We start from the raw sequence: 20,181 nt of genomic DNA on the forward strand, positions 1-20,181 counted from the left end.
CGCCGTGCTCGGCCTTTGCCGAACACGGTCAACGGTCGTCGCGTTACCGCGCGTATAGAACGCGGATCACCACCAGCCACGGATAGCGTGGGTCGATGGACACGCCGTCAGGAGTCGCAAGCGTTCCTTGGGCCGTCAGCGGAACATGGGTGAGCGCCACCGCATCCTCGACATTGCCACCGATGATGCTGATCTGGCCGGGCTGCCCGCTTACGACAATGCCGCAATGGCCAGGGAAGTGACCGGTCGGAAGATCCGTGTAGCGCAGCCTCTCCGCGCGACCGCGCCCGAAGCAGATGAGATCGCCGAGCGCGGGCGGATAAGTCGCGGGCGGCTGCGCCTCGATCGAATAGCCCTGCGCCGTACCGGCGGTCTCCTGCGCCGCGATGTCGATGTAATCGACATGCGATCTTGCATAAGGAAAGGACGGGCCAGCCCCGGCCATGCGCATTACATAAGAGATGAAAGCGGCGGACCAGGCATATTGGCTGTCGCCCTCGGGCGCGAAATCCGCGCCGGTTTCGTCATGCTTGCCGGTCCAGGCTGTCGCGGGATCGTTCTGGTTCAGGCCGAGCCACCAATATTCTCCAACGCGTTGCCAATAGCCGTCCTGCCGTTCGGCCTTGGTATTCGGGTCAGGCGGCAGCTCGTTTCTCGGGTCTGCGTCATAGACGACACTGCCCCAGGCTCGCCATTCGCGCATGGCGATGGCGACGGCTGAGGCGCGCGAGAAGGGTTCGTAGCACTGCCGAATAAAAGGCGGTTCCTGTGGATCGCCCGTTTGCTGAACACAGGAGGAGAAGGTCGGTGGCGCGGGCGCCGTGCGTCCGGCAACCGGTGCCGGGTGCTTGTTGACGGCGCAAGCGCTGAGCACAAGCGCCGCGGCGAGCGCGACGGCGGCACGCCAGTTCATGTGGCTCATGCGTGCTCGGGAAAGAGTGAGGCAAGGCCTTCGGTCGTCGCGTCGCAAAGCCCACGCTCGGTGATGAGGCCAGAAACCAGCCGCGCCGGTGTCACGTCGAAAGCGGGATTGGCGGCGCCGCTGCCATGCGGCGTCACGCGCACGGTGGCGAGCGTGCCATCCGCTGTCGGTCCCGTCATCATCGTGACTTCCGTTTCCGCACGCTCCTCTATGGGGATCGAGGCCACGCCATCCTCGATCGTCCAGTCGATCGTGGTGGAGGGAACGGCGACCCAGAACGGCACCGAATTGTCATGCGCGGCAAGCGCCTTGAGATAGGTGCCGATTTTATTGGCGACGTCGCCGCGCCGCGTTACCCGGTCGGCGCCGACGATCACGAGATCGACTTCGGCATGCTGCATCAGATGGCCACCGGCATTGTCGGCGATGACGGTATGCGGCACGCCATGGCGGCCGAGTTCCCAAGCCGTCAGCGCCGCGCCCTGATTGCGCGGGCGGGTTTCATCGACCCAGACATGCACGCCGATGCCGGCATCGTGAGCCTGGTAGATGGGTGCCAGCGCCGTTCCCCAATCCACCGTCGCGATCCAACCGGCATTGCAATGCGTCAGCACCTGCACCGGCTTGTCAGGCTTTTGCCGCGCTCTGATGAGTTCGAGTCCATGCCGCCCGATCGCGGCATTCTGCGCGACATCCTCCTCCGCGATGGCGGCGGCTTCGGCATAGGCGGTGGCGACTCGCTCGGCCGGCCGCGTATTGCGCAGCCGCGTCAGCATGCGGTCGAGCGCCCATTTGAGGTTCACGGCGGTCGGCCGCGTCGCCGCCAATGTCGCTGCGTCGCGCTCCATCGCATCGGTGCTGGCATCCGCGCGCAGCGCCAGGCACAGGCCATAGGCGGCGGTCGCGCCGATCAGCGGTGCGCCGCGCACCTGCATGCTGCGGATGGCGTGAGCCGCCTCCGCCACCGTTTCCAGTGTCAGAATTTCGAAGGACCAGGGCAGCTTGGTCTGGTCGATGATGCGCAAGGACCAGCCGTCTTCGGCGAGCCAGATGCTGCGATAGGGCGTGCCGTCGATTTTCATGGGCGGGACTTTATGCTGCTGGACCGGCGACGCGATGATGCAGAACGGCGATCAGGGTGAAGAGGCGACGCGCAGTATCCTGGTCGAGATCGACCTTGCCGTCGAGACGTGCGGCGATCAGCGCCGCGCCCTCGTTGTGCAAGCCGCGTCGGCCCATGTCGATTGCCTGCACGCGCGCCTCCCGGCCTTCCTGGATGGCGACCGCGTAGCTATCGACGAGCATCACATAGTCTTTGATCAGGCGCCGTAGCGGTCCGAGTGCCAGGCCGATGGCGGTGACGGGCTGCATCGCGGCGTCGCGAATGTCGAAGATCAGGCGGCCGTCACGCACCGAGAGTGCGAGGATGAAGGGGCCGGCACCTGCGCCGCGCGGCGCGAAGACGTTCTGCAGTTCGAGGTCGGCGACGGCCTGCGCGCGGTCCGCTTCGATCAGCGGCGGCAGGCTTCCCAAGGTTTCGTCGCTCAACAGGACGCGAAGGAGATGCGGCTGCGCTTCAATGCCCATCCTGTCCCCGCTGCACTTGGAGACGCAGAAGAAGTCCGATGGTGGCACCTTTCACGACTGGCAGCAGCAGCAAGGTGAGGATCGCGGCGAGCGGGAGGAAGATAATCCCGTCGAGCCAGAAGGGCGGCTGCACAGTTTCCTCCAGCACGACGATGATCGGGATGATGAGGTGAAGCACTATCACCATCGTGATGTAGGGCGGCGCGTCGTCAGATGGATAGGTGCCGAGGGGGGCGGAGCAGACCGCGCAGACTGGCACGACCCTCAGATAGCTGCTGAACAGTTTGGTTTCCCCGCACGATGGGCAGCGGCCTTTGGCGCCGCGGAACATGGTCGTGGGGATGCTTGGAAGTGGCCACGGCGGAAACCGTGGCGCTCGATCCGGGCGCCAGCGGATAGGCTCGTCCCCTTTCGGCATGTCGGTTCCAATCATCGTGATCGCTTGTCTTGGAGGCGTCAGACGCGGCAGCTTGTCCGGCGCTGGGCCTGTTTTGTCCGGCTCCCACCCTACAAGAATCGGCTGCTTAACGAAAGGTGGACGGTGGATTACTGGCTCGGCGCTGTTTATCGGGCCTGTTGTCGGGGCGAATCGCGGCGCGGCGGCCCCATTTTCCCAGCGTGGGACGAGATTGTCGGATCGCGTTTATCGCTTTACCTTGAATTCTACAAATTCGCTGTTGAGATCAAAGGGTTTCGATTTAAAGAGAGCTTGGCTGGGCTGGCGTTTGGCGCCCGTCAGATGGCTCGGCCAAGAAAAGATTGCAAAACTTCGTCGGTAACGACGCCTTTTTGTTGACAGCTTCATTAGAGACTTGGAATAGCGAGATCTGAAACACGCGGCACGAGTCGGGCGGGCGGTACCGCCCCGGGTGTTGAGGATCCGACTCTGAACGTGACGAAGCCTAGCAGACGAAATACCGAGGGACCTGAATAATCGCGTTCCACAGTGCTGGAAGTTCTTTCGAGCTTTCCCACGTGCCAGTTCTGGACCGACAGGGATTAGCGCGAAGCAATCGAACGGCGGATGTCGGACAGCCATTCGTCGGAAAGCCGACGATCTACTTGCAACCGAAGGAGTGACGCTCGTGAGTGAAGAGAATCAGGGAAGCGGCAAAGCTTCCCCCCGTGCCAAAGCGCTGGCGGTAAGAGCGACAACACGTCGTGCAGCGCCGAAGCGCGCGACGGCTCGTGGCGCCGCCAAGAGCACGGCCAAGACGACTGGCCGGGGTGCCGCTAAAGCCGGCGCCAAGACCACGCGGAAGCCGGCAGCCCGCTCTACCGCTGCAAAGACCGCGACACGCGCGACCACCCGCAAACCCGCCGCGCGCAAGACCGCGACAAAGGCGACAACGGCGCGCGGCACAACGCGTCGGGTGACAGCCGCGAAAGCGACGACGACGCGCCGCGCCAAGACGACAAAGGTCGCCGCGACCCGCAAGCCCGTGCGTGCCACCGCCGCGACACGCCGTGGCGCCGCTACCGCGACGCGGAAGACTCCCGGCCGCAAGCCGGCTGCCACGCGCAAGACCGCGACGACTCGCAAGGTCGCCGCGACCCGTAAGCCCGCCGCTCGCAAGACCACGGCGCGCGCCGCCGCGACCCGCACGGCGACGGCTCGCAAGTCGACGCGCACCGCCGCACGCAAGACTGGCACTCGGGCCACCACCGCGCGCAAGACGACAGCGACTCGCAAAACTGCCACTCGCAAGGCGCCCGCCGCTCGCAAAGCGCCCGCCACTCGCGGCAAGAGCGCGCGCGGCACTGGCACGCGCACCGGAACCGCGCGCAAGGCCGCGAAGCCTGCGGCTGCCCGGCGAACGTCCACACCGAAAGCCGAAGCCGCCGCGCCGCGCGTAAAGCGGCCGCGCCGTCCGCGTCAGCCAAAGCAGGAGCTGCCGATCATCGAGACTCCCGAGACCGAGGTCGAGATCCCGCACGAGCCTGAGTCGGAGATGGCGGAGTAGCCACGACAAAAGCCTGACCGGCATTTATTCGCGCCGGTCAGGCTTTGTCTTGAGTTTGATGAGCCGCTGTCGATTTTCGCAGTGGCGGCTGATGTCTGAAAAGCATTGGGAGGCAGGCCACTGGCCGAAGCCTCCCTTTTGCGTTGCGATCAGGACAGGGACGTTGGCGCGGCCGGCGTCACGATGTCGAGCAGATGACGCGCCTGATTTTCCCAGCTTGGCAGGCTACGCGTCGCCGACCAGGCCGCATGCCCCATGATATGCCGCAGCTCCGGGCTATAGATGACGCGGCGGAGCGCTTTCGAAAGCTGCTCGTGATCGCCGGGCTCGACGATGATCGCGGTATCGGGGGAGAGCGGCGCGCCAATTGCGGCAGCGGTTGTGACGGCGACGGGGAGACCGCGCCTCAACGCTTCAGCGACAGCCATGCCGTAGCCTTCAAACCACGTCGCCAAGGCGAAAAGGTCGCTGGCCTGCCAAAGCTCATCGAATTGTGCCGGACTGAGCGCACCGAGGAAGGTTACCCGCTCGGTCAGCCCGAGCCGTTCTCTCAAGGCACCGAGTTCGACGACGCAAGCGCGATCGGCGGTCTGGTCGCCACAGATCGTCAAGTGCCAGTCAAGATCGACGAGACGGGACAGCGCTTTGAGCAGGGTGTCGTGACCCTTTCTCGGAATGAAGCTGCCAACCGACAAGATGCGGCATGTCGCCGCCGGCTCGCGCGGGCTGCGAGGCAGCGTGACATCGGTCCCCGGCATCAGAACGGAGATGCGCCCGGCTTCGACGGCATAGGCCGAGAGCATGCGGTTCCGCATCTCCTGGCTTGGTACCAGGATGCCGTTCAGCAGCGGCAGCAGTCGGCGCTCGACCCGGGCGTATTCCGCCACTTTGACGGCTTCCTGGAAGGGTTCCAGGGCGAGGGGGTGATGGATGAGGCCAATGACGCCACGGGCGCTCAGCGCCTCCTCCAGCCCTTCCCACGCGGACAGGCAGAAGCCATCGATGATGCGGAGGTCGGCGTCGCCGTGAGCGTGCCACGCCTCGGCTGCGGACGCCCGCGCCGTGTCGTCGGCTGTCGGATGTGAACCAGCGAGCATGACGAGCGAGGCATCATGCCCCAAGCCGCGAAGAGCCGTGACGAGACGTGTGTCGTAGACGATTGCGCCCGTTGCCGCAGGAAAGGATCCCGGCGCGAAGATCGTAATTCTCATAGAGGCGGAGGTCAGGCGCGCAGCCTGTCAGGAATTTTGAAGCCGAGACGATCTGGAATATCCCAGTCCTCCTGCGTCACCTTCATCCGGCGAAACCCGGCACTCTCGTAGAGCGGCAATGCGCGCGGGTGATCCGCGGTGCAGGTATTGACCGTGACACCGCGAATGGGGCCGGACCAGGCATTGTCCACGGCGTGGCGAAGGAAAGCTCGCCCCAAACCATGCCCGATCGCATTCGCCATCAGACCAAAGTAGCTGAGGTTGATGAAAGGCCAGCGCGACGCATCAAGCTCGTAATAGCCGGCATCCTGGCCGTCGATTTGCAGCACATGCACGGCAACCTGGGGGTTCTCCAGGATGCGGATCAGCTCGGCGCGTGGCGTTGCGCGCCGCAGCCACCAGAGATATTCCCCGCCCACCGCTTCCTGCAGTGCCAGATAGCCTTCCGGTTTCGGCGCCCGCCACTGGATGACCTGCGCATTCGCGGGTAGCGGCGGCGCCGGTATTTGCGGGCGTTCGAGCATGCAGAGGAAGGTGATCGTCACCCGCGCCCGCGTCACACTATCAGCCCCTATGCTCGACATTTCGTCGTGTAGCTTCGCCGCTCCGACCACGTTCCGCCGCTCCATCGCCCGTCGTCGCCTCTTGTCGCTCATGCCTAGCGTCGTGCTTTGCAAGCTTGCCACCATAGCCCGAGTCGTCTGAACGAAGCCTCAATAGGAAGCCATCGAGACCCGCCAGAACTTCTCACGGCTGGCGCAAAGTGGCCGGCGGCTACCAGCCTCAGTCGTCGAGGAAGCTGCGCAGTTTCCGGCTGCGGCTGGGATGCTTGAGCTTGCGGAGCGCCTTGGCCTCGATCTGGCGGATACGCTCGCGCGTCACGTTGAACTGCTGGCCGACTTCTTCCAGCGTATGGTCGGTGTTCATGCCGATGCCGAAGCGCATCCGCAGCACACGCTCCTCGCGTGGCGTGAGGCTCGACAATACACGCGTTGTCGCCTCGCGCAGATTCGCCTGGATCGCGGCATCCAGCGGGATCACCGCGTTCTTGTCCTCGATGAAATCGCCGAGGTGGCTGTCTTCCTCGTCACCGATCGGGGTTTCGAGGCTGATCGGCTCCTTGGCGATCTTGAGGACTTTCCGCACTTTCTCCAGCGGCATGCCGAGCTTTTCCGCCAATTCCTCGGGCGCCGGCTCGCGGCCGATTTCGTGCAGCATCTGGCGGCTGGTCCGCACCAGCTTGTTGATCGTCTCGATCATATGGACCGGGATGCGGATGGTCCGCGCCTGGTCGGCGATCGAGCGGGTAATCGCCTGCCGGATCCACCAGGTCGCATAGGTGCTGAACTTGTAGCCGCGGCGATATTCGAACTTATCGACCGCCTTCATCAGCCCAATATTGCCTTCCTGGATGAGGTCGAGGAATTGCAGGCCGCGATTGGTGTATTTCTTGGCGATCGAGATCACGAGGCGGAGGTTGGCCTCGATCATCTCCTTCTTCGCCCGCGCGCTTTCCCGCTCGCCACGGCTGACGGTCATGTAGACGCGGCGGAATTCCTCGATCGGCAGGCTGGCATCGGCAGCGATGGCGCCGACCTGCATGCGCAGTTCCTGCACCTGCTCGCCATGCTTGGAGATAAAGAGCTTCCAACCCTTGGTGGTCAGCGCGCTCACCCGCTCGATCCAATTCGGGTCGAGTTCGTGGTTACGGTATTCGCGCAGGAACTCCTCGCGCCCGACCTTGGTGGATTCGGCGAGGCGCAGAATCTGGCCCTCGATCGCCGTCAGCCGCTGGTTGAGCTGCTTGAACTGCGCGACCAATTCCTCGATCCGGTTGTTATGCAGGCGGACGGTCTTGACCTTGACCACCAGCTCCTCGCGCTGCTTCGTATAGCCGCGCTCCGAACGTGAGTTCACTTCCTCGCCGCTGGTGATGGTTTCCAGCCGGCGGTTCTGCACCTTCGACAGCTTCTTATAGAGCGCCTCGATCTCCTCGAAGATGATGAGGGTATCGGGCTTCAGCTTCTCTTCGAGCGCGGACAGCGAAAGGCTCGGCCCTTCGCCTTCGTCGTCATCGCTCTCCTCAATCGCCGCGAAAGGCGGTGGCGCGGGCGGCTCCGCGGGATCGGCCTCGCCTTCGGTTTCCGCTGGCGGATTGCCCATGCCCTGGGTGGCTTCGAGGTCGATGATGTCGCGGAGCAACATCTTCCCGTTCTTCAGCGCGTCGTGCCAGGCAACGATCGCGCGGAAGGTCAGCGGGCTTTCGCACAAGCCGCCGATCATCATGTCGCGGCCGGCCTCGATACGCTTGGCAATCGCGATTTCGCCTTCGCGGGACAGCAGCTCAACGCTGCCCATCTCGCGAAGATACATCCGAACGGGATCGTCGGTACGGCCGGCGGTCTCCTCGTTGATGTTGCCGGCTTTCTCTTCTTCTTCCTCTTCCTCGGCGGGTTTAACGACCGGCGCCTCGGTCTCTTCCTCCTCGCTCTCCACCACCTGGATGCCCATTTCGCTAAGCATCGACATCACGTCCTCGATCTGCTCCGAGCTGTTCTGCTCGGACGGCAGGACGGCGTTGAGCTCGTCGAAGGTGATGTAGCCACGCTCCTTCCCCTTCGCGACCAGCCGCTTCACAGCGGCCGATTGCGTGTCCAGAAGCGTATTCTCGCTGTCCTGATCCGAGCTAGCGGCCTCGGTTGTCACAGACGGCTTGGTTGCCATAATCGACCCTTTACCATTACCGCCCCGCGCCGCGCGTCGCGGGACCTAGACTTAACGCACGTTCGTGCCGGTGCTTAGCCCGTGCTGTCGGGCTCTCCACGACGTAGCCGATCGACAGACCCCTTGATCGCAATCAGACGGTTCTGTGCTTCCTCAGAGCCCTCACGAGCAAACGCCATCTGTTGCTCCTCGAGTTCTCTCTCCGCATGATGGAGGCGCATGTGGCCGAAGATTTCTTGCCACTTCGCCGCGGCCTCCGCTGGTAGCGCCTCTGCCATTGCACCTACGGGGAGCGGGCGCGACTCAAGGGCGGCGGAAACCGCGCCCGCGAGCCCAAGGCTGTCGAGATGGTTCTTCAACGACTGACTGTCAAGTGTGGGGTGGGTTGCAAGCCAGTCTCCCATGCCATCGCGGATGGCGGCGAGGGTAGGCGGCAGGTCGATCAGGGCGAAGGATTCCTCGAGGTCCGGCAGCAGGGTCGGGTGGGCCAGCAGGATCGCCACCAATCCCCGGCCACGTTCCTCCTGTGTCGCGAGTTCGCTGGCCCTCGGCCGGGCGCCCAGCGCGACTGGCGCCTGCGGGCGCTCACGCCGCAGGCCGAAGCCTGTGCCAGCGTTGGCGCCACGGTTCGAGGGCGCCGCGCGGCGGCGTTCGGCGAAGAACCGGTCGAGGAAGAGCGAGCGGTATTCCGCCGCCAGGGAGCGATCCGGAATGCGTCCGGCCTCCGCCACCAGCCGGTTGCGGAAAGCGGCCCAGCCTTCGGGTGTCGCGGGACGCGCATCATCCTTGAGCAGGCCGTACAGCGCGTTGCCGAGATCCTCCCGCGCCAGTTCATCCTGGAAGGCCAGTCGGCCACCACGACGAATGACGCTATCCGGATCATCGCTCTCAGGCAGCACGATCACGCCGAGACTTTTGTTCGGCGCCAGCATCGGCAATGCGAGACCCACGGTGCGAATGCCCGCGCGGCGGCCCGCCGCGTCACCGTCGAAGCAGAAGATGGGACGGTCATCCTGCTCCCACAAAGCTTCGAGCTGCTCCGCCGTGAGCGCGGTGCCGAGCGGTGCGACGGCCGCGAAACCCGCCTGCGCCAGCGCGATAACGTCCATATAGCCTTCGACGACGATCAGTCCCTTATGTCCTTCTTGCGACGAGGCGCCGCGCCCGCGCTCACGCCGGAGAGCATTCGCAAGATCGAGGCCATAGAGGGTGCGGCGCTTGGAGAAGAGCGCGGTTTCCGGCCCGTTGAGGTATTTCGGCTGGCCGTCACCGAGAATACGACCACCAAAGCTGATCGTGCGGCCGCGCGGATCGCGGATCGGAAAGGTCGCGCGATTGAAGAAGAGATCGACGGTGCGTCCGTCCTCGCCTTGCTTCATGAGGCCGGCATCGACCAATTGGCGCAGTTCGATCCCCTGGCCCGAAAGTTCGGATGCCAGCGCGCCACGCCCGCTACCGGAAAAGCCGAGGCCGTAGCGGGTGATCGTCTCATCGGACAGACCGCGACCGCGTAAGTAGTCGAGTGCCGCGCGGCCTTCAGGCATATGCAGCTTGTGCTGGAACGCGGCATCGGCCGCCTTGAGCACATCATGCAGATCGCTGCGACGACGTTCCGCCGCCGCGGCTTCCGGCGTTGCGCGCGGCACATCGAGGCCGGCTTCCGCAGCCAGAACCTCGACCGCCTGCACGAATCCGGCGCCCTGGCTCTGCATGACGAAGCCGATCGCGTCGCCATGCGCGCCGCAGCCAAAGCAGTGGTAGTGGTCCTGATAGACGTAGAAGGACGGCGTCTTTTCGTTGTGGAAGGGGCAGCAGCCGCGCCAATCCCGCGCCGAACGCGTGAGCTTTACGCGCCGGCCGATGAGTGCCGGCAGCGGTGTGCGCTGGCGAAGTTCATCGAGGAATGCGGGCGGCAGCGCCATGCTTGCGCTTCAGCCCGCCAGACGCGTTTTCACAAGCGCGCCGGTCTGCGCCATGTCGAGCGCCGCACCGTGCTCCGCCTTCAATGCGGCCATCACTTTCCCCATGTCGCGCAAACTCGAGGCGCCGGTGCTGGCAATGGCGGCATCGACCGCGGCCGTGGTTTGCTGCTCGCTCAATCCGGCGGGGAGGAACCCCTCGATCACGCGGATCTCGGCCTCTTCCTTTTCCGCAAGCTCGGGCCGATTGCCTTGGCGATAGAGCGCGATGGCCTCCTGCCGAGGCTTGATCATGCCGCGGAGCATGAGGAGGATATCGGCGTCCTCGATCGTCTTGCCGGTGCCGCGCGCGTTGATTTCGGTGTCCTTGAGCTTCGCCAGGATAAGGCGGATGGCCGAAAGCCGCTCGGTCTCGCCAGCCTTCAAGGCTGTCTTCATCGCGTCGGTCAGAGTCTCTCGCAGCGCCATGCTTACTCCTAGCTACTTACTTCCCTCTCCCTCTCCCTCTCAGGGAGGGCCGGGGTGGGTGCCGGCTCACGAGCATATACCTTAGCGCGTTTAATGTGGCGCCCGGAACGACCCGCCCCTAGCCCCTCATTTGCGCAGAGGGAAGTTTTTTCACGAGAGCGTCAATCATATTGCGTTGGGAAGAAATTTCCCATATGCGATTTACATGCCCCTCTCGACCAGCGATATCATCGATCGGCTTGGTGGTCCTGACGCCGCCGCTCGCCTTACCAATGTCGGCGCTGAGGCGCTGCGCAAATGGCGCCAGTCCGGGGTCATTCCCTCGCGCCATTGGCGCGCCATCATCGCGGCAACCGGCCTGTCGCTCTCCGACATGCCCGGTAACGCCGAGGAAGCCGAGCGGGCGATTGCCGTGCCGGACGCCGATGCGCTGCCCGAAGGCGCGACCGCGGTACTAGTGCTGGGCGATGGCTCTCTGTGGTGGGGCAGGGGCTTCGGCGCAAACACCGCACACGGCGCGGCGCGTGTCGGTGAGGTCTGCTTCAACACAGGCATGAGCGGTTATCAGGAAACACTCACCGATCCTTCTTATGCCGGGCAAATCGTTACCTTCACCTTTCCGCATATTGGAAATATCGGCGCGAATCTCAGAGACGAGGAGGCGCGCAATCCTGGACCGCTCGGCCTTATCACCGCACTCGATATCACCGAGGCGAGCAACTGGCGGGCGACGCGAAGCTTGATTGACTGGCTGCGCGCGATGGATCTGCCCGGCATCTCCGGCATCGACACGCGCGCGCTGACCGTTCGCGTTCGCGACGGTGGCGCGCCGACTGGCGTGTTGTGTTTCCCGCGCGACGGCCGTTTCGACATCGCCGCGCTGCGAAGCCAGGCCGTGGCGTGGCCTGGTTTGGAAGGCATGGATCTCGCGCGCACCGTTTCCTGTACGCAGAGCTACAGCTGGGACGAGACGCTGTGGGAATGGGGCGAGGAGACCACGCCGGGCCGTCAGACCGCGCCGCGTCACCATGTCGTCGCCGTCGATTACGGTGCCAAGCGCAATATCCTGCGCTGCCTCGCGGCGGCCGGTTGCCGGGTGACCGTGGTGCCCGCCACCGCGACGGCGGAGGACATTCTGCGCCACGAGCCGGATGGTGTTTTCCTCTCGAACGGTCCCGGCGATCCGGCGGCGACCGCCGAATATGCGGTACCGGCGATTCAGGGCGTGCTGGCGGCCAAGCGTCCGATCTTCGGCATTTGCCTCGGTCATCAGCTTCTCGCCACGGCGCTCGGTGCGCGCACCTACAAACTCGATCTCGGCCATCGCGGCGCCAACCAGCCGGTTAAGGATCTCGCGACCGGCAAGGTCGAGATCACCAGCCAGAATCATGGCTTCGCGGTCGATGACAAATCGCTGCCCGAAGGTGTGACCGTCACCCATGTCAGCCTTTTTGACGGCAGCAACGAAGGCATAGCGGCGCCAGCGCAGCGCGCCTTCTCGGTGCAATACCATCCCGAGGCGAGTCCCGGCCCGAGTGACAGCCACCACCTGTTTCACCGCTTCGTCGCGATGATGGACGAGAAGGCCTGAAAATGCCGAAACGCACTGACATCAAGTCGATCCTCATCATCGGCGCCGGCCCCATCGTCATCGGTCAGGCCTGCGAGTTCGACTATTCCGGCGCCCAGGCGTGCAAGGCGCTGCGGGCCGAGGGCTATCGCGTGATCCTGGTCAATTCCAATCCCGCCACGATCATGACCGATCCGTCCCTAGCGGACGCGACTTACGTCGAACCCATCACGCCCGAGATCGTCGAGCGCATCATTCTGCGCGAAAAGCCCGATGCATTGCTGCCGACCATGGGCGGCCAGACTGCGCTCAACGTCGCGATGAGCCTTGCCAAATCTGGCACGCTGGAGCGGCTTGGCGTCGAACTCATCGGCGCCAAGGCGGATGTTATCGACCGCGCCGAGGATCGCCTGAAGTTCCGCGACGCGATGACCGAAATTGGCATCGAGAGCCCGAAAAGCGCGATCGCCCGTACGCTCGCTGAAGCGCGCGAGGCGCTCGCCGAGGTCGGTTTGCCCGCCGTTATTCGCCCCAGCTTCACGCTCGGCGGCACCGGCGGCGGCATCGCCTATAACAAGACGGAGTTCGAGCGCATCGTCTCGAGCGGTCTCGAAGCCAGCCCCACCACCGAGGTCCTCATCGAGGAGAGCGTGCTCGGCTGGAAGGAATACGAGATGGAGGTGGTGCGCGACAGCGCCGACAACTGCATCATCGTCTGCGCCATCGAGAACGTCGATCCGATGGGCGTCCATACCGGGGACAGCGTGACGGTTGCCCCGGCGCTGACGCTGACCGACAAAGAATATCAGCGCATGCGAGATGCCTCGATCGCCTGCCTGCGCAAGATCGGCGTCGATACCGGCGGCTCCAACGTGCAGTTCGGTCTCAACCCCGCCGATGGCCGCATGGTGGTCATCGAGATGAACCCCCGCGTGTCGCGTTCCTCCGCCCTCGCATCCAAGGCGACCGGCTTTCCGATCGCCAAGATCGCCGCGAAACTCGCGGTCGGCTACACGCTCGACGAGCTGAAGAACGACATCACCCGCACCACACCGGCGAGCTTCGAGCCGACGATCGACTATGTCGTCATCAAGATCCCGCGCTTCACCTTCGAGAAGTTTCCCGGCACGCCGGCCATGCTCTCCACCAGCATGAAGTCGGTGGGCGAGGCGATGGCGATCGGCCGCAGCTTCGCGGAGGCCCTGCAGAAGGGTTTGCGGAGCATGGAGACCGGCTTCTCCGGCCTTGATCCGATCGAGGCGCCGGGCGATGGCACCGCTGATGCTTTCCGCGCCGCTTTGTCGCAACCGCGTCCCGACCGGTTGCTGATGGCGGCGCAAGCGCTGCGTGCCGGGCTGTCGGTGGAAGACATCCACGATGCCTGCAAGTTCGATCCATGGTTTCTGCGCGAGCTTGCCCGCATCGTCGCGGCCGAGGACAAGATCAAGGAACATGGCCTGCCGACCACGGCCCTATCGCTGCGGCGCCTCAAGGCGCTGGGGTTCTCGGACAATCAACTTGCGCATCTTTCCGCCATGACCACCGCTCAGGTCGAAGCCCTGCGCGAGAAGCTCAAAGTGCGCCCGGTCTATAAACGCATCGACACGTGTGCGGGCGAATTCGCCTCCGCCACACCTTATATGTACAGCACCTATGAAACGGGCTTCGGCACGCCGGTTTGCGAGAGCGATCCGACCGACCGGCAGAAGGTAGTCATTCTCGGCGGCGGGCCGAATCGCATCGGCCAGGGCATCGAATTCGACTATTGCTGCGTCCATGCTGCCTATGCGCTGAAGGATGCCGGGTTCGAGACCATCATGGTCAATTGCAATCCGGAAACCGTCAGCACCGATTACGATACCTCCGACCGTCTGTATTTCGAGCCGCTTTCGGCCGAGGACGTGATCTCACTCATCCGGCGCGAACAGGAGAACGGCACGGTGCTGGGCTGCATCGTGCAGTATGGTGGTCAGACACCGCTGAAGCTGTCGCAGCGCCTTTCCGCCGCCGGCATTCCCGTGCTTGGCACCAGCGCGGACGCCATCGACATCGCCGAGGATCGCGAGCGCTTCCAGACCCTTCTGCACCGCCTCGGCTTGCTTCAGCCAGAAAATGGTATCGCTCGCTCGACCGAGGAAGCGGAGGCGATCACCGAACGCATCGGCTTCCCGGTGGTGATCCGTCCGAGCTATGTGCTCGGCGGCCGCGCCATGGAAATCGTGCATGACCGCTCGCAGCTTGCCCGCTACATGCGGGAGGCTGTGCGCGTTTCCGGCGACAATCCGGTGCTCATCGACCGCTACCTCAATGACGCGATCGAGGTCGATGTCGATTGCATCTGCGACGGTGAGGACGTCTTCGTGGCGGGTGTCATGGAGCATATCGAGGAAGCTGGCATCCATTCCGGCGACAGCGCCTGTTCGCTGCCGCCCTATTCCCTCTCACCCGCTATCGTCGAGGAACTGCGCGCCGAGACGGTGGCACTCGCCCGGGCGCTGAACGTCGTCGGCCTGATGAACGTGCAATACGCCATCAAGGACGACACGATCTACGTGTTGGAGGTCAATCCCCGCGCCTCCCGCACCGTGCCCTTCGTCGCCAAGGCGACGGGCGTGCCGCTCGCCAAGATTGGCGCCCAGGTCATGACCGGTGCCAAGCTCAAGGATTTCGCGCTCGACGACCAGACGATTGGCCGCCATGTCGCCGTGAAGGAGGCGGTCTTCCCCTTCGCGCGCTTCACAAATGTCGACACCATCCTCGGCCCTGAGATGAAATCGACCGGCGAGGTCATGGGGCTCGATACCAGCTTCGCCCGCGCCTTCGCCAAGGCGCAACTCGGCGCCGGTGTCATCCTACCGATGCAGGGCAGCGTGTTCCTCTCGGTGAAGGAGGCGGATAAGTCGGCCATGGTGCCGCTGGCCCGCCGGCTGACGGAGATGGGCTTCGGCATTGTCGCCACCAGGGGCACCGCCGCCCGCATTCGAGAAGCGGGGCTGGAGGTCAGCACCGTGTCCAAAGTGCTGGAGGGGCGGCCGCATTGCGTGGACGCGATCGAGAGTGGCGAAATCCAGCTCGTCATCAATACGGCCTCCACGCCGCAGTCGGTGACCGACAGCTTTGACATCCGCCGCAGTGCCCTGACCAAGGGCGTCCCGCATTTTACAACCATCGCGGGAGCCAGAGCCGCGGTTCATGCCGTGGCAGCCCTCAAGGCCGGGCCGCTTGAAGTCGCGCCGCTCCAGTCCTACTTTCGTTCCCCCTTCTAGAGGGATGCGGGCAGGACGCGGCCGGGCTTCGGCCGCTTTCGGCATGTAGGGATGGGATGTCGGCGACCGGGCCATCCGGTCTGCGGGCTTCCTGAGCAACAGATGTCCTGACGGACGAGGACTGCGGGGTTAACGCGTGCAGAAATTTCCGATGACCGGGGCCGGCCTCTCGCGCTTAGAGGCCGAACTTCGCCTTCTCCGCAGTGAGGAGCGACCGGCCGTCATTCGCGCCATCGCCGAGGCGCGCAGCCACGGCGACCTGAGCGAGAACGCCGAATATCACGCGGCGCGCGAGCGGCAATCCTTCATCGAGGGCCGTATCCAGGAGCTCGAGGAGGTCACCTCGGCGGCGGAGGTCATCGATCCGACTTCGCTGTCTGGCGATCACGTCAAGTTCGGCGCGCATATCCAGCTCGTCGATGAGGAGACGGAGAAGGAATATACCTATCAGATCGTTGGCGTGTACGAGGCGGACATCAAGCAAGGCCTGCTTTCGGTCTCCTCGCCGCTGGCGAAATCTCTGATCGGCAAGAAAAAGGGCGACACCGTCTCGGTGCCGGCGCCCTCCGGCGACCGCTCTTACGAGATCCTCTCCGTCCGTTTCGGCTGACGGCGCCTCGGTCTATGTCTCTCACGATCCTCGATATCGGGGCGGCGGCGGCACGCATCTCCGGCAAAGTCCTCCGCACGCCCGCGATCCGCTCCGATGCGCTGAGCCGCGCGACGGGGGCGGAGATCATCCTCAAGCTCGACAACCTTCAGGCTACGGGGGCGTTCAAGGAGCGCGGGGCGGCCAACCGGCTCGCCTTACTGACGCCCGAGGAGAGGGCTTGCGGCGTCGTTGCGATGTCCGCCGGCAACCATGCGCAGGCGGTGGCGCGGCACGCCCATCTGCTCGGCATCAAGGCGACCATCGTGATGCCGCGCTTCACGCCGGTCAGCAAAGTGACCCGCACGGCGGCCTGGGGCGCGCGGGTGGTGCTGCATGGCGAGATGCTGGCCGAAGCGGCCGAGCATGCCCATGACCTCGAACGACGCGAGGGGATGGTCTTCATCCATCCCTATGACGACCCCGCCGTGATCGCCGGGCAGGGCACGCTCGGCCTCGAACTCATCGAGGATTTTCCCGATCTCGACGTGCTGGTGGTGCCGGTCGGCGGCGGCGGGCTGCTGACGGGCTGCGCCATCGCGGTGCAGGCGCGCAAGCCGGGGATCGAGGTGCTGGGCGTCGAGGTCGATAGCTATCGCGCCATGAAGCAGCGCCTGGCAGGCGAGCCGGTCTCGGTCGGTGGTGCGACGATCGCCGAGGGTATCGCGGTGCGGGATGTGGGCGAGTTGCCGGTGCGATTGCTCGGCAAGATGGGCATCGAGATCCTGCTGGTGCCCGAAGCGGCGGTCGAGCGCGGCATCGCGATGCTGGCGGAGGGTGCGAAGGTCGTGGCCGAAGGGGCGGGTGCTGCGGCGCTCGCCGCGGTGCTGACCTATCCGGATCGTTTCGCCGGCCGCAAGGTTGCCTTGCCGATCTGCGGCGGCAATATCGATGCGCGGATCCTGGCGAATACCCTCCTGCGCAATCTGCTTCGGGACGGCAGACTGGTGCGCGTCATCATGGAGATTCCGGATCGTCCGGGCATGCTCGCCGATATCGCGACGCTCATCGGCAATCAGGGCGGCAATATCATCGACGTTTCACATCACCGGCTCTTCGCCTCGCCGACCGTACAGGCGGCGCAGCTGGAGGTGATGATCGAGGCGCGCGACGCGGCGCATGGTGCTGCCATCGCGACCTTGCTCGAGGAAAGCTACATCGTTCACCGCGGCTAGAGGCGTGGGCGCATGGCACTGAAGACGCTGCGGACGGCTGTTCTCGACATTGCCTATGAGGAGACGGGGCCGTCTGACGGCACTGCGGTTCTGCTAATGCACGGCTTTCCCTATGCGCCCCAGGCTTTCGCGGAGGTGGCGCCGGAGCTTGCGGCGAGCGGCTGCCGGGTGATCGTGCCGTATCTGCGTGGTTACGGTCCGACGCGTTTTCTTTCTGCGGCGACGATGCGCTCGGGACAGCAGGCGGCTTTGGCGCAGGACGCGCTGGATCTGCTCGACGGGCTGGGCATCGATCGCGCTTTGGTTTCCGGTTACGACTGGGGTGGGCGCAGCGCGACGATACTCGCGGCTCTGCACCCGGAGCGGGTGATCGGGCTGGTGAATGCCTGCGGCTATGCGATCCAAAACATCGCCAAGGCGCTCGAGCCGGAGGATCCGCTGCAGGAGCGGCGGCTTTGGTACCAGTATTACTTCCAAAGTGAGCGAGCGCGCGTTGGTCTCGCGCGGAACCGCGAGGCTTTGGCGAAGCTGCTGTGGCGTCTGTGGTCTCCGAGTTGGGAGTTTGACGACGCGACCTTCGATCTTAGTGCCGCAGCTTTCGCGAATCCGGATTTCGTGGATGTGGTGATCCACTCCTATCGTCATCGTTTCGGCGCTGTTGCGGGCGATCCGGCCTATCAGGCGATGGAGGATCGGCTAGCGGCTTTGCCGAAAATTGGCGTGCCGACCATCACCTTCCATGGCGCGGATGATGACGTGGCGCCGCCGTCCAGCTCGGAAGGTCACGAACGTCATTTCACGAGCCGCTACGACCGTCGCGTGGTTTCGGGAGTGGGCCACAACATTCCGCAAGAGGCGCCGCGGATCTGTGCGGCAGCGATCTTGGAGATGCTGGCGGCAGGGTGACAAGCCGCTCGTCCGTGCCTTAGTCGCGCGGTGCCGCCGCGCGGGTCAGCCGATCGTTGACGGCGGCACCTAGGCCGACTTCCGGCACCGGCATCGCCGCGATCCGCCGCAGCCCCAAGGCACTGCCTTCCCGGTCGAGCCAGCGCAGACCGTCGAATAGCCGCGCGGCGGCCTCCGTCACGTCGGAGGTTTCGCTCAATTGATAGGTCAGCGCAGCGCCCGGCAGCGGTGGCCCGAATGCAAGAAGCGCCTCCTCGGCCGCAACACTTGTGGCCCCCACCCGCAGCGGCATGTTTGGCGCGTAGTGCGAAACGAGCAGCCCCGGCGAGCGCAAGCTGCGATGCGCCTCCGCGACCGCGTGCGGGATGCCAACGCCAATCGGTCCCACCACCGCCTCGATCTCCTCCCGCGTCGTGCCGCCGGGGCGGAGGAGGAACGGGCGGTCGCCGCTCAGATCCAGCACAGTGGATTCCACGCCGACCGGGCATGCGCCCCCGTCCAGCACGGCGGCGATGCGCCCCGCCAATCCCTCCAGCACATGGGCCGGGGTCGTCGCGCTAACGCTGCCGGAGCGATTGGCCGAGGGTGCGGCGACCGGCTTGCCGACCTCCGTCAGAAAAGCCCGTGCCAAGGGGTGAGCCGGCACGCGCACAGCTAAGGTTTCGAGCCCCGCCCCAGCTAGCAAAGCCACGGGACAGGTCACGCGGCGCGGCAGAACAAGGGTCAGGGGCCCCGGCCAAAAGGCGGCGGCGAGTTGCTCGGCGAACGGGCTCGCCTCCACGTCATCGAAGGCGAAGGCAGCAGTGGAGTAGTGGCAGATCAGCGGATTGAAATGCGGCCGCCCCTTGGCCTGGAAGATCATCGCGACGGCCTGCGGCTGCGTCGCATCGGCGCCGAGGCCATAGACGGTCTCGGTCGGGAAGGCGACCAGCAGCCCGCCGCGCACCATATTGGCGGCCTCATGCAGCCCGGCGGCATCTGGCGGCAGCAGGCGGGTCGCGAAGGTCACGGTCGCCCGACGACGTAGAAGGAAGGGTTCTCCCAGCCCGGCTTGCCGTAGCGCAGAATGGTGTCGTCATCCATGCGCAGAACGGCGCCGCCGGCCGCTTCGACCAGCGCCTGTGGCGCCGCGGTATCCCATTCCATCGTCCGGCCGCGGCGCGGATAGAAGTCGCCGCCGCCTTCGGCCAGCACACAGAATTTCGCGGCCGAACCCATGCGAATGCTGTCGTAAACCGCGTGACCGCGCAGGCGGGGCGGTAGATCGACCACCGAGCTGCCATGGAAGCGGGATACCAGCAAAGTGAGGCCGCGATCCGGCACAGTGCGTGCGGTGATCGCTGTGGTGCCTGCGGCGTCGCGCCGAAAGGCCGCGCCGCCGACCATGCCGCAGAACACCGCACCGCGCGCCGGCACATCCACCGCGCCGAGCACCGGCCGCCCGTCCCGCACCAGCCCGACGTTGACCGCGAAATCATCGAGCCCGGCGGCGAATTCCCGCGTGCCGTCCAGCGGATCGACCAGCCAATACTCGCCGGCCGTTTCGGGCGCCTCGCCCGCCGCCGTCGCTTCCTCGGCGATGATCGGCACACCCGGATCGGCGCGGCGTAGTCCCTCCAGAATCAGCGCCTCGGCGGCGTTGTCGGCATCCGTCACGACGGAACGATCCGCCTTCGCGGTGACCGCAATTCCCCGCGCGCGGCACTCAAGGATGAGCCGGCCGGCGCGCACGGCCAATTCCGCCGCGAGTTCCAGCAGCGACTCGTCCGAATAGCGATATTTCATCCGCGTGTGATAGACGCGCGGGCGGCCCTGGCAAA

17 protein-coding genes are annotated in these 20,181 nt (G+C 65.0%); 5 read left to right on the forward strand and 12 right to left on the reverse strand.

The genetic code is table 11. The features are described 5' to 3' along the window. Positions 1-43 precede the first annotated feature (43 nt). The 10 genes from GSQ92_RS20720 to GSQ92_RS20765 all read right to left on the reverse strand — a co-directional run bounded on the left by GSQ92_RS20720 (position 44) and on the right by GSQ92_RS20765 (position 10,795). Positions 44-913 carry a DUF2272 domain-containing protein gene (locus GSQ92_RS20720; RefSeq protein WP_158804839.1) on the reverse strand — a complete coding sequence of 290 codons (870 nt, stop codon included), beginning with the start codon at positions 911-913 and terminating at the stop codon, positions 44-46. Between the two features lie 5 nt (positions 914-918). Further along, a complete protein-coding gene (gene mtnA, locus GSQ92_RS20725) occupies positions 919-2,004 on the reverse strand; it encodes an S-methyl-5-thioribose-1-phosphate isomerase (RefSeq protein WP_158804433.1) in 1,086 nt (361 codons plus the stop codon). A gap of 10 nt (positions 2,005-2,014) precedes the next feature. Further along, positions 2,015-2,509, reverse strand: a complete 495-nt coding sequence (locus tag GSQ92_RS20730) for a UPF0262 family protein (protein ID WP_158804432.1) — start codon at positions 2,507-2,509, stop codon at positions 2,015-2,017. Continuing rightward, positions 2,499-2,840: a DUF983 domain-containing protein gene (locus GSQ92_RS20735; protein WP_158804431.1), complete on the reverse strand. Its 342-nt coding sequence runs from the start codon at positions 2,838-2,840 to the stop codon at positions 2,499-2,501. The genes GSQ92_RS20730 and GSQ92_RS20735 overlap by 11 nt, the downstream gene beginning before the upstream one ends. Before the next feature lie 768 nt (positions 2,841-3,608). Further along, complete coding sequence (locus GSQ92_RS20740) at positions 3,609-4,334, reverse strand: hypothetical protein (RefSeq protein ID WP_158804430.1); 726 nt, start codon at positions 4,332-4,334, stop codon at positions 3,609-3,611. Positions 4,335-4,622: 288 nt separating this feature from the next. Beyond that, a complete protein-coding gene (locus tag GSQ92_RS20745) occupies positions 4,623-5,684 on the reverse strand; it encodes a glycosyltransferase family 4 protein (RefSeq protein WP_158804429.1) in 1,062 nt (353 codons plus the stop codon). 11 nt (positions 5,685-5,695) lie between these two features. Then, the gene (locus GSQ92_RS20750) at positions 5,696-6,340 is read right to left on the reverse strand and encodes a GNAT family N-acetyltransferase (RefSeq protein ID WP_254065785.1); all 645 of its coding nucleotides are present in this window, start codon (positions 6,338-6,340) and stop codon (positions 5,696-5,698) included. A 127-nt stretch (positions 6,341-6,467) separates the two neighbouring features. Further along, positions 6,468-8,408 carry an RNA polymerase sigma factor RpoD gene (gene rpoD / locus GSQ92_RS20755; RefSeq protein WP_158804428.1) on the reverse strand — a complete coding sequence of 647 codons (1,941 nt, stop codon included), beginning with the start codon at positions 8,406-8,408 and terminating at the stop codon, positions 6,468-6,470. A 74-nt stretch (positions 8,409-8,482) separates the two neighbouring features. Beyond that, complete coding sequence (dnaG, locus tag GSQ92_RS20760; protein WP_158804427.1) at positions 8,483-10,330, reverse strand: DNA primase; 1,848 nt, start codon at positions 10,328-10,330, stop codon at positions 8,483-8,485. A gap of 9 nt (positions 10,331-10,339) precedes the next feature. Continuing rightward, the gene (locus GSQ92_RS20765; RefSeq protein ID WP_158804426.1) at positions 10,340-10,795 is read right to left on the reverse strand and encodes a GatB/YqeY domain-containing protein; all 456 of its coding nucleotides are present in this window, start codon (positions 10,793-10,795) and stop codon (positions 10,340-10,342) included. Between the two features lie 205 nt (positions 10,796-11,000). Between GSQ92_RS20765 and carA the strand changes: the two genes are divergently transcribed. The 5 genes from carA (at position 11,001) to GSQ92_RS20790 (ending at position 18,361) form a co-directional block, all read left to right on the forward strand. After that, entirely contained in the window at positions 11,001-12,386 is a 1,386-nt protein-coding gene (gene carA, locus GSQ92_RS20770) for a glutamine-hydrolyzing carbamoyl-phosphate synthase small subunit (protein ID WP_159013884.1), read from the forward strand. A 2-nt stretch (positions 12,387-12,388) separates the two neighbouring features. Next, the gene (carB, locus tag GSQ92_RS20775; protein WP_158804424.1) at positions 12,389-15,631 is read left to right on the forward strand and encodes a carbamoyl-phosphate synthase large subunit; all 3,243 of its coding nucleotides are present in this window, start codon (positions 12,389-12,391) and stop codon (positions 15,629-15,631) included. 136 nt (positions 15,632-15,767) lie between these two features. Further along, positions 15,768-16,241 (forward strand): transcription elongation factor GreA, encoded by a 474-nt coding sequence (gene greA / locus GSQ92_RS20780; RefSeq protein WP_158804423.1) that lies wholly within the window; start codon positions 15,768-15,770, stop codon positions 16,239-16,241. A 14-nt stretch (positions 16,242-16,255) separates the two neighbouring features. Continuing rightward, positions 16,256-17,455, forward strand: a complete 1,200-nt coding sequence (locus GSQ92_RS20785; protein WP_158804422.1) for a threonine ammonia-lyase — start codon at positions 16,256-16,258, stop codon at positions 17,453-17,455. A 12-nt stretch (positions 17,456-17,467) separates the two neighbouring features. Further along, positions 17,468-18,361 (forward strand): alpha/beta fold hydrolase, encoded by an 894-nt coding sequence (locus GSQ92_RS20790; protein ID WP_158804421.1) that lies wholly within the window; start codon positions 17,468-17,470, stop codon positions 18,359-18,361. A gap of 19 nt (positions 18,362-18,380) precedes the next feature. Here GSQ92_RS20790 and GSQ92_RS20795 read toward each other — a convergent pair whose 3' ends face one another. Continuing rightward, the gene (locus GSQ92_RS20795) at positions 18,381-19,370 is read right to left on the reverse strand and encodes an L-threonylcarbamoyladenylate synthase (protein WP_158804420.1); all 990 of its coding nucleotides are present in this window, start codon (positions 19,368-19,370) and stop codon (positions 18,381-18,383) included. Further along, complete coding sequence (locus GSQ92_RS20800; RefSeq protein ID WP_158804419.1) at positions 19,367-20,146, reverse strand: 3'(2'),5'-bisphosphate nucleotidase CysQ; 780 nt, start codon at positions 20,144-20,146, stop codon at positions 19,367-19,369. The genes GSQ92_RS20795 and GSQ92_RS20800 overlap by 4 nt, the downstream gene beginning before the upstream one ends. Positions 20,147-20,181: the final 35 nt, after the last annotated feature.

Origin of the sequence: Acidisoma sp. S159 (genome assembly GCF_009766125.1) — a bacterium.
Lineage (GTDB): Bacteria > Pseudomonadota > Alphaproteobacteria > Acetobacterales > Acetobacteraceae > Acidisoma.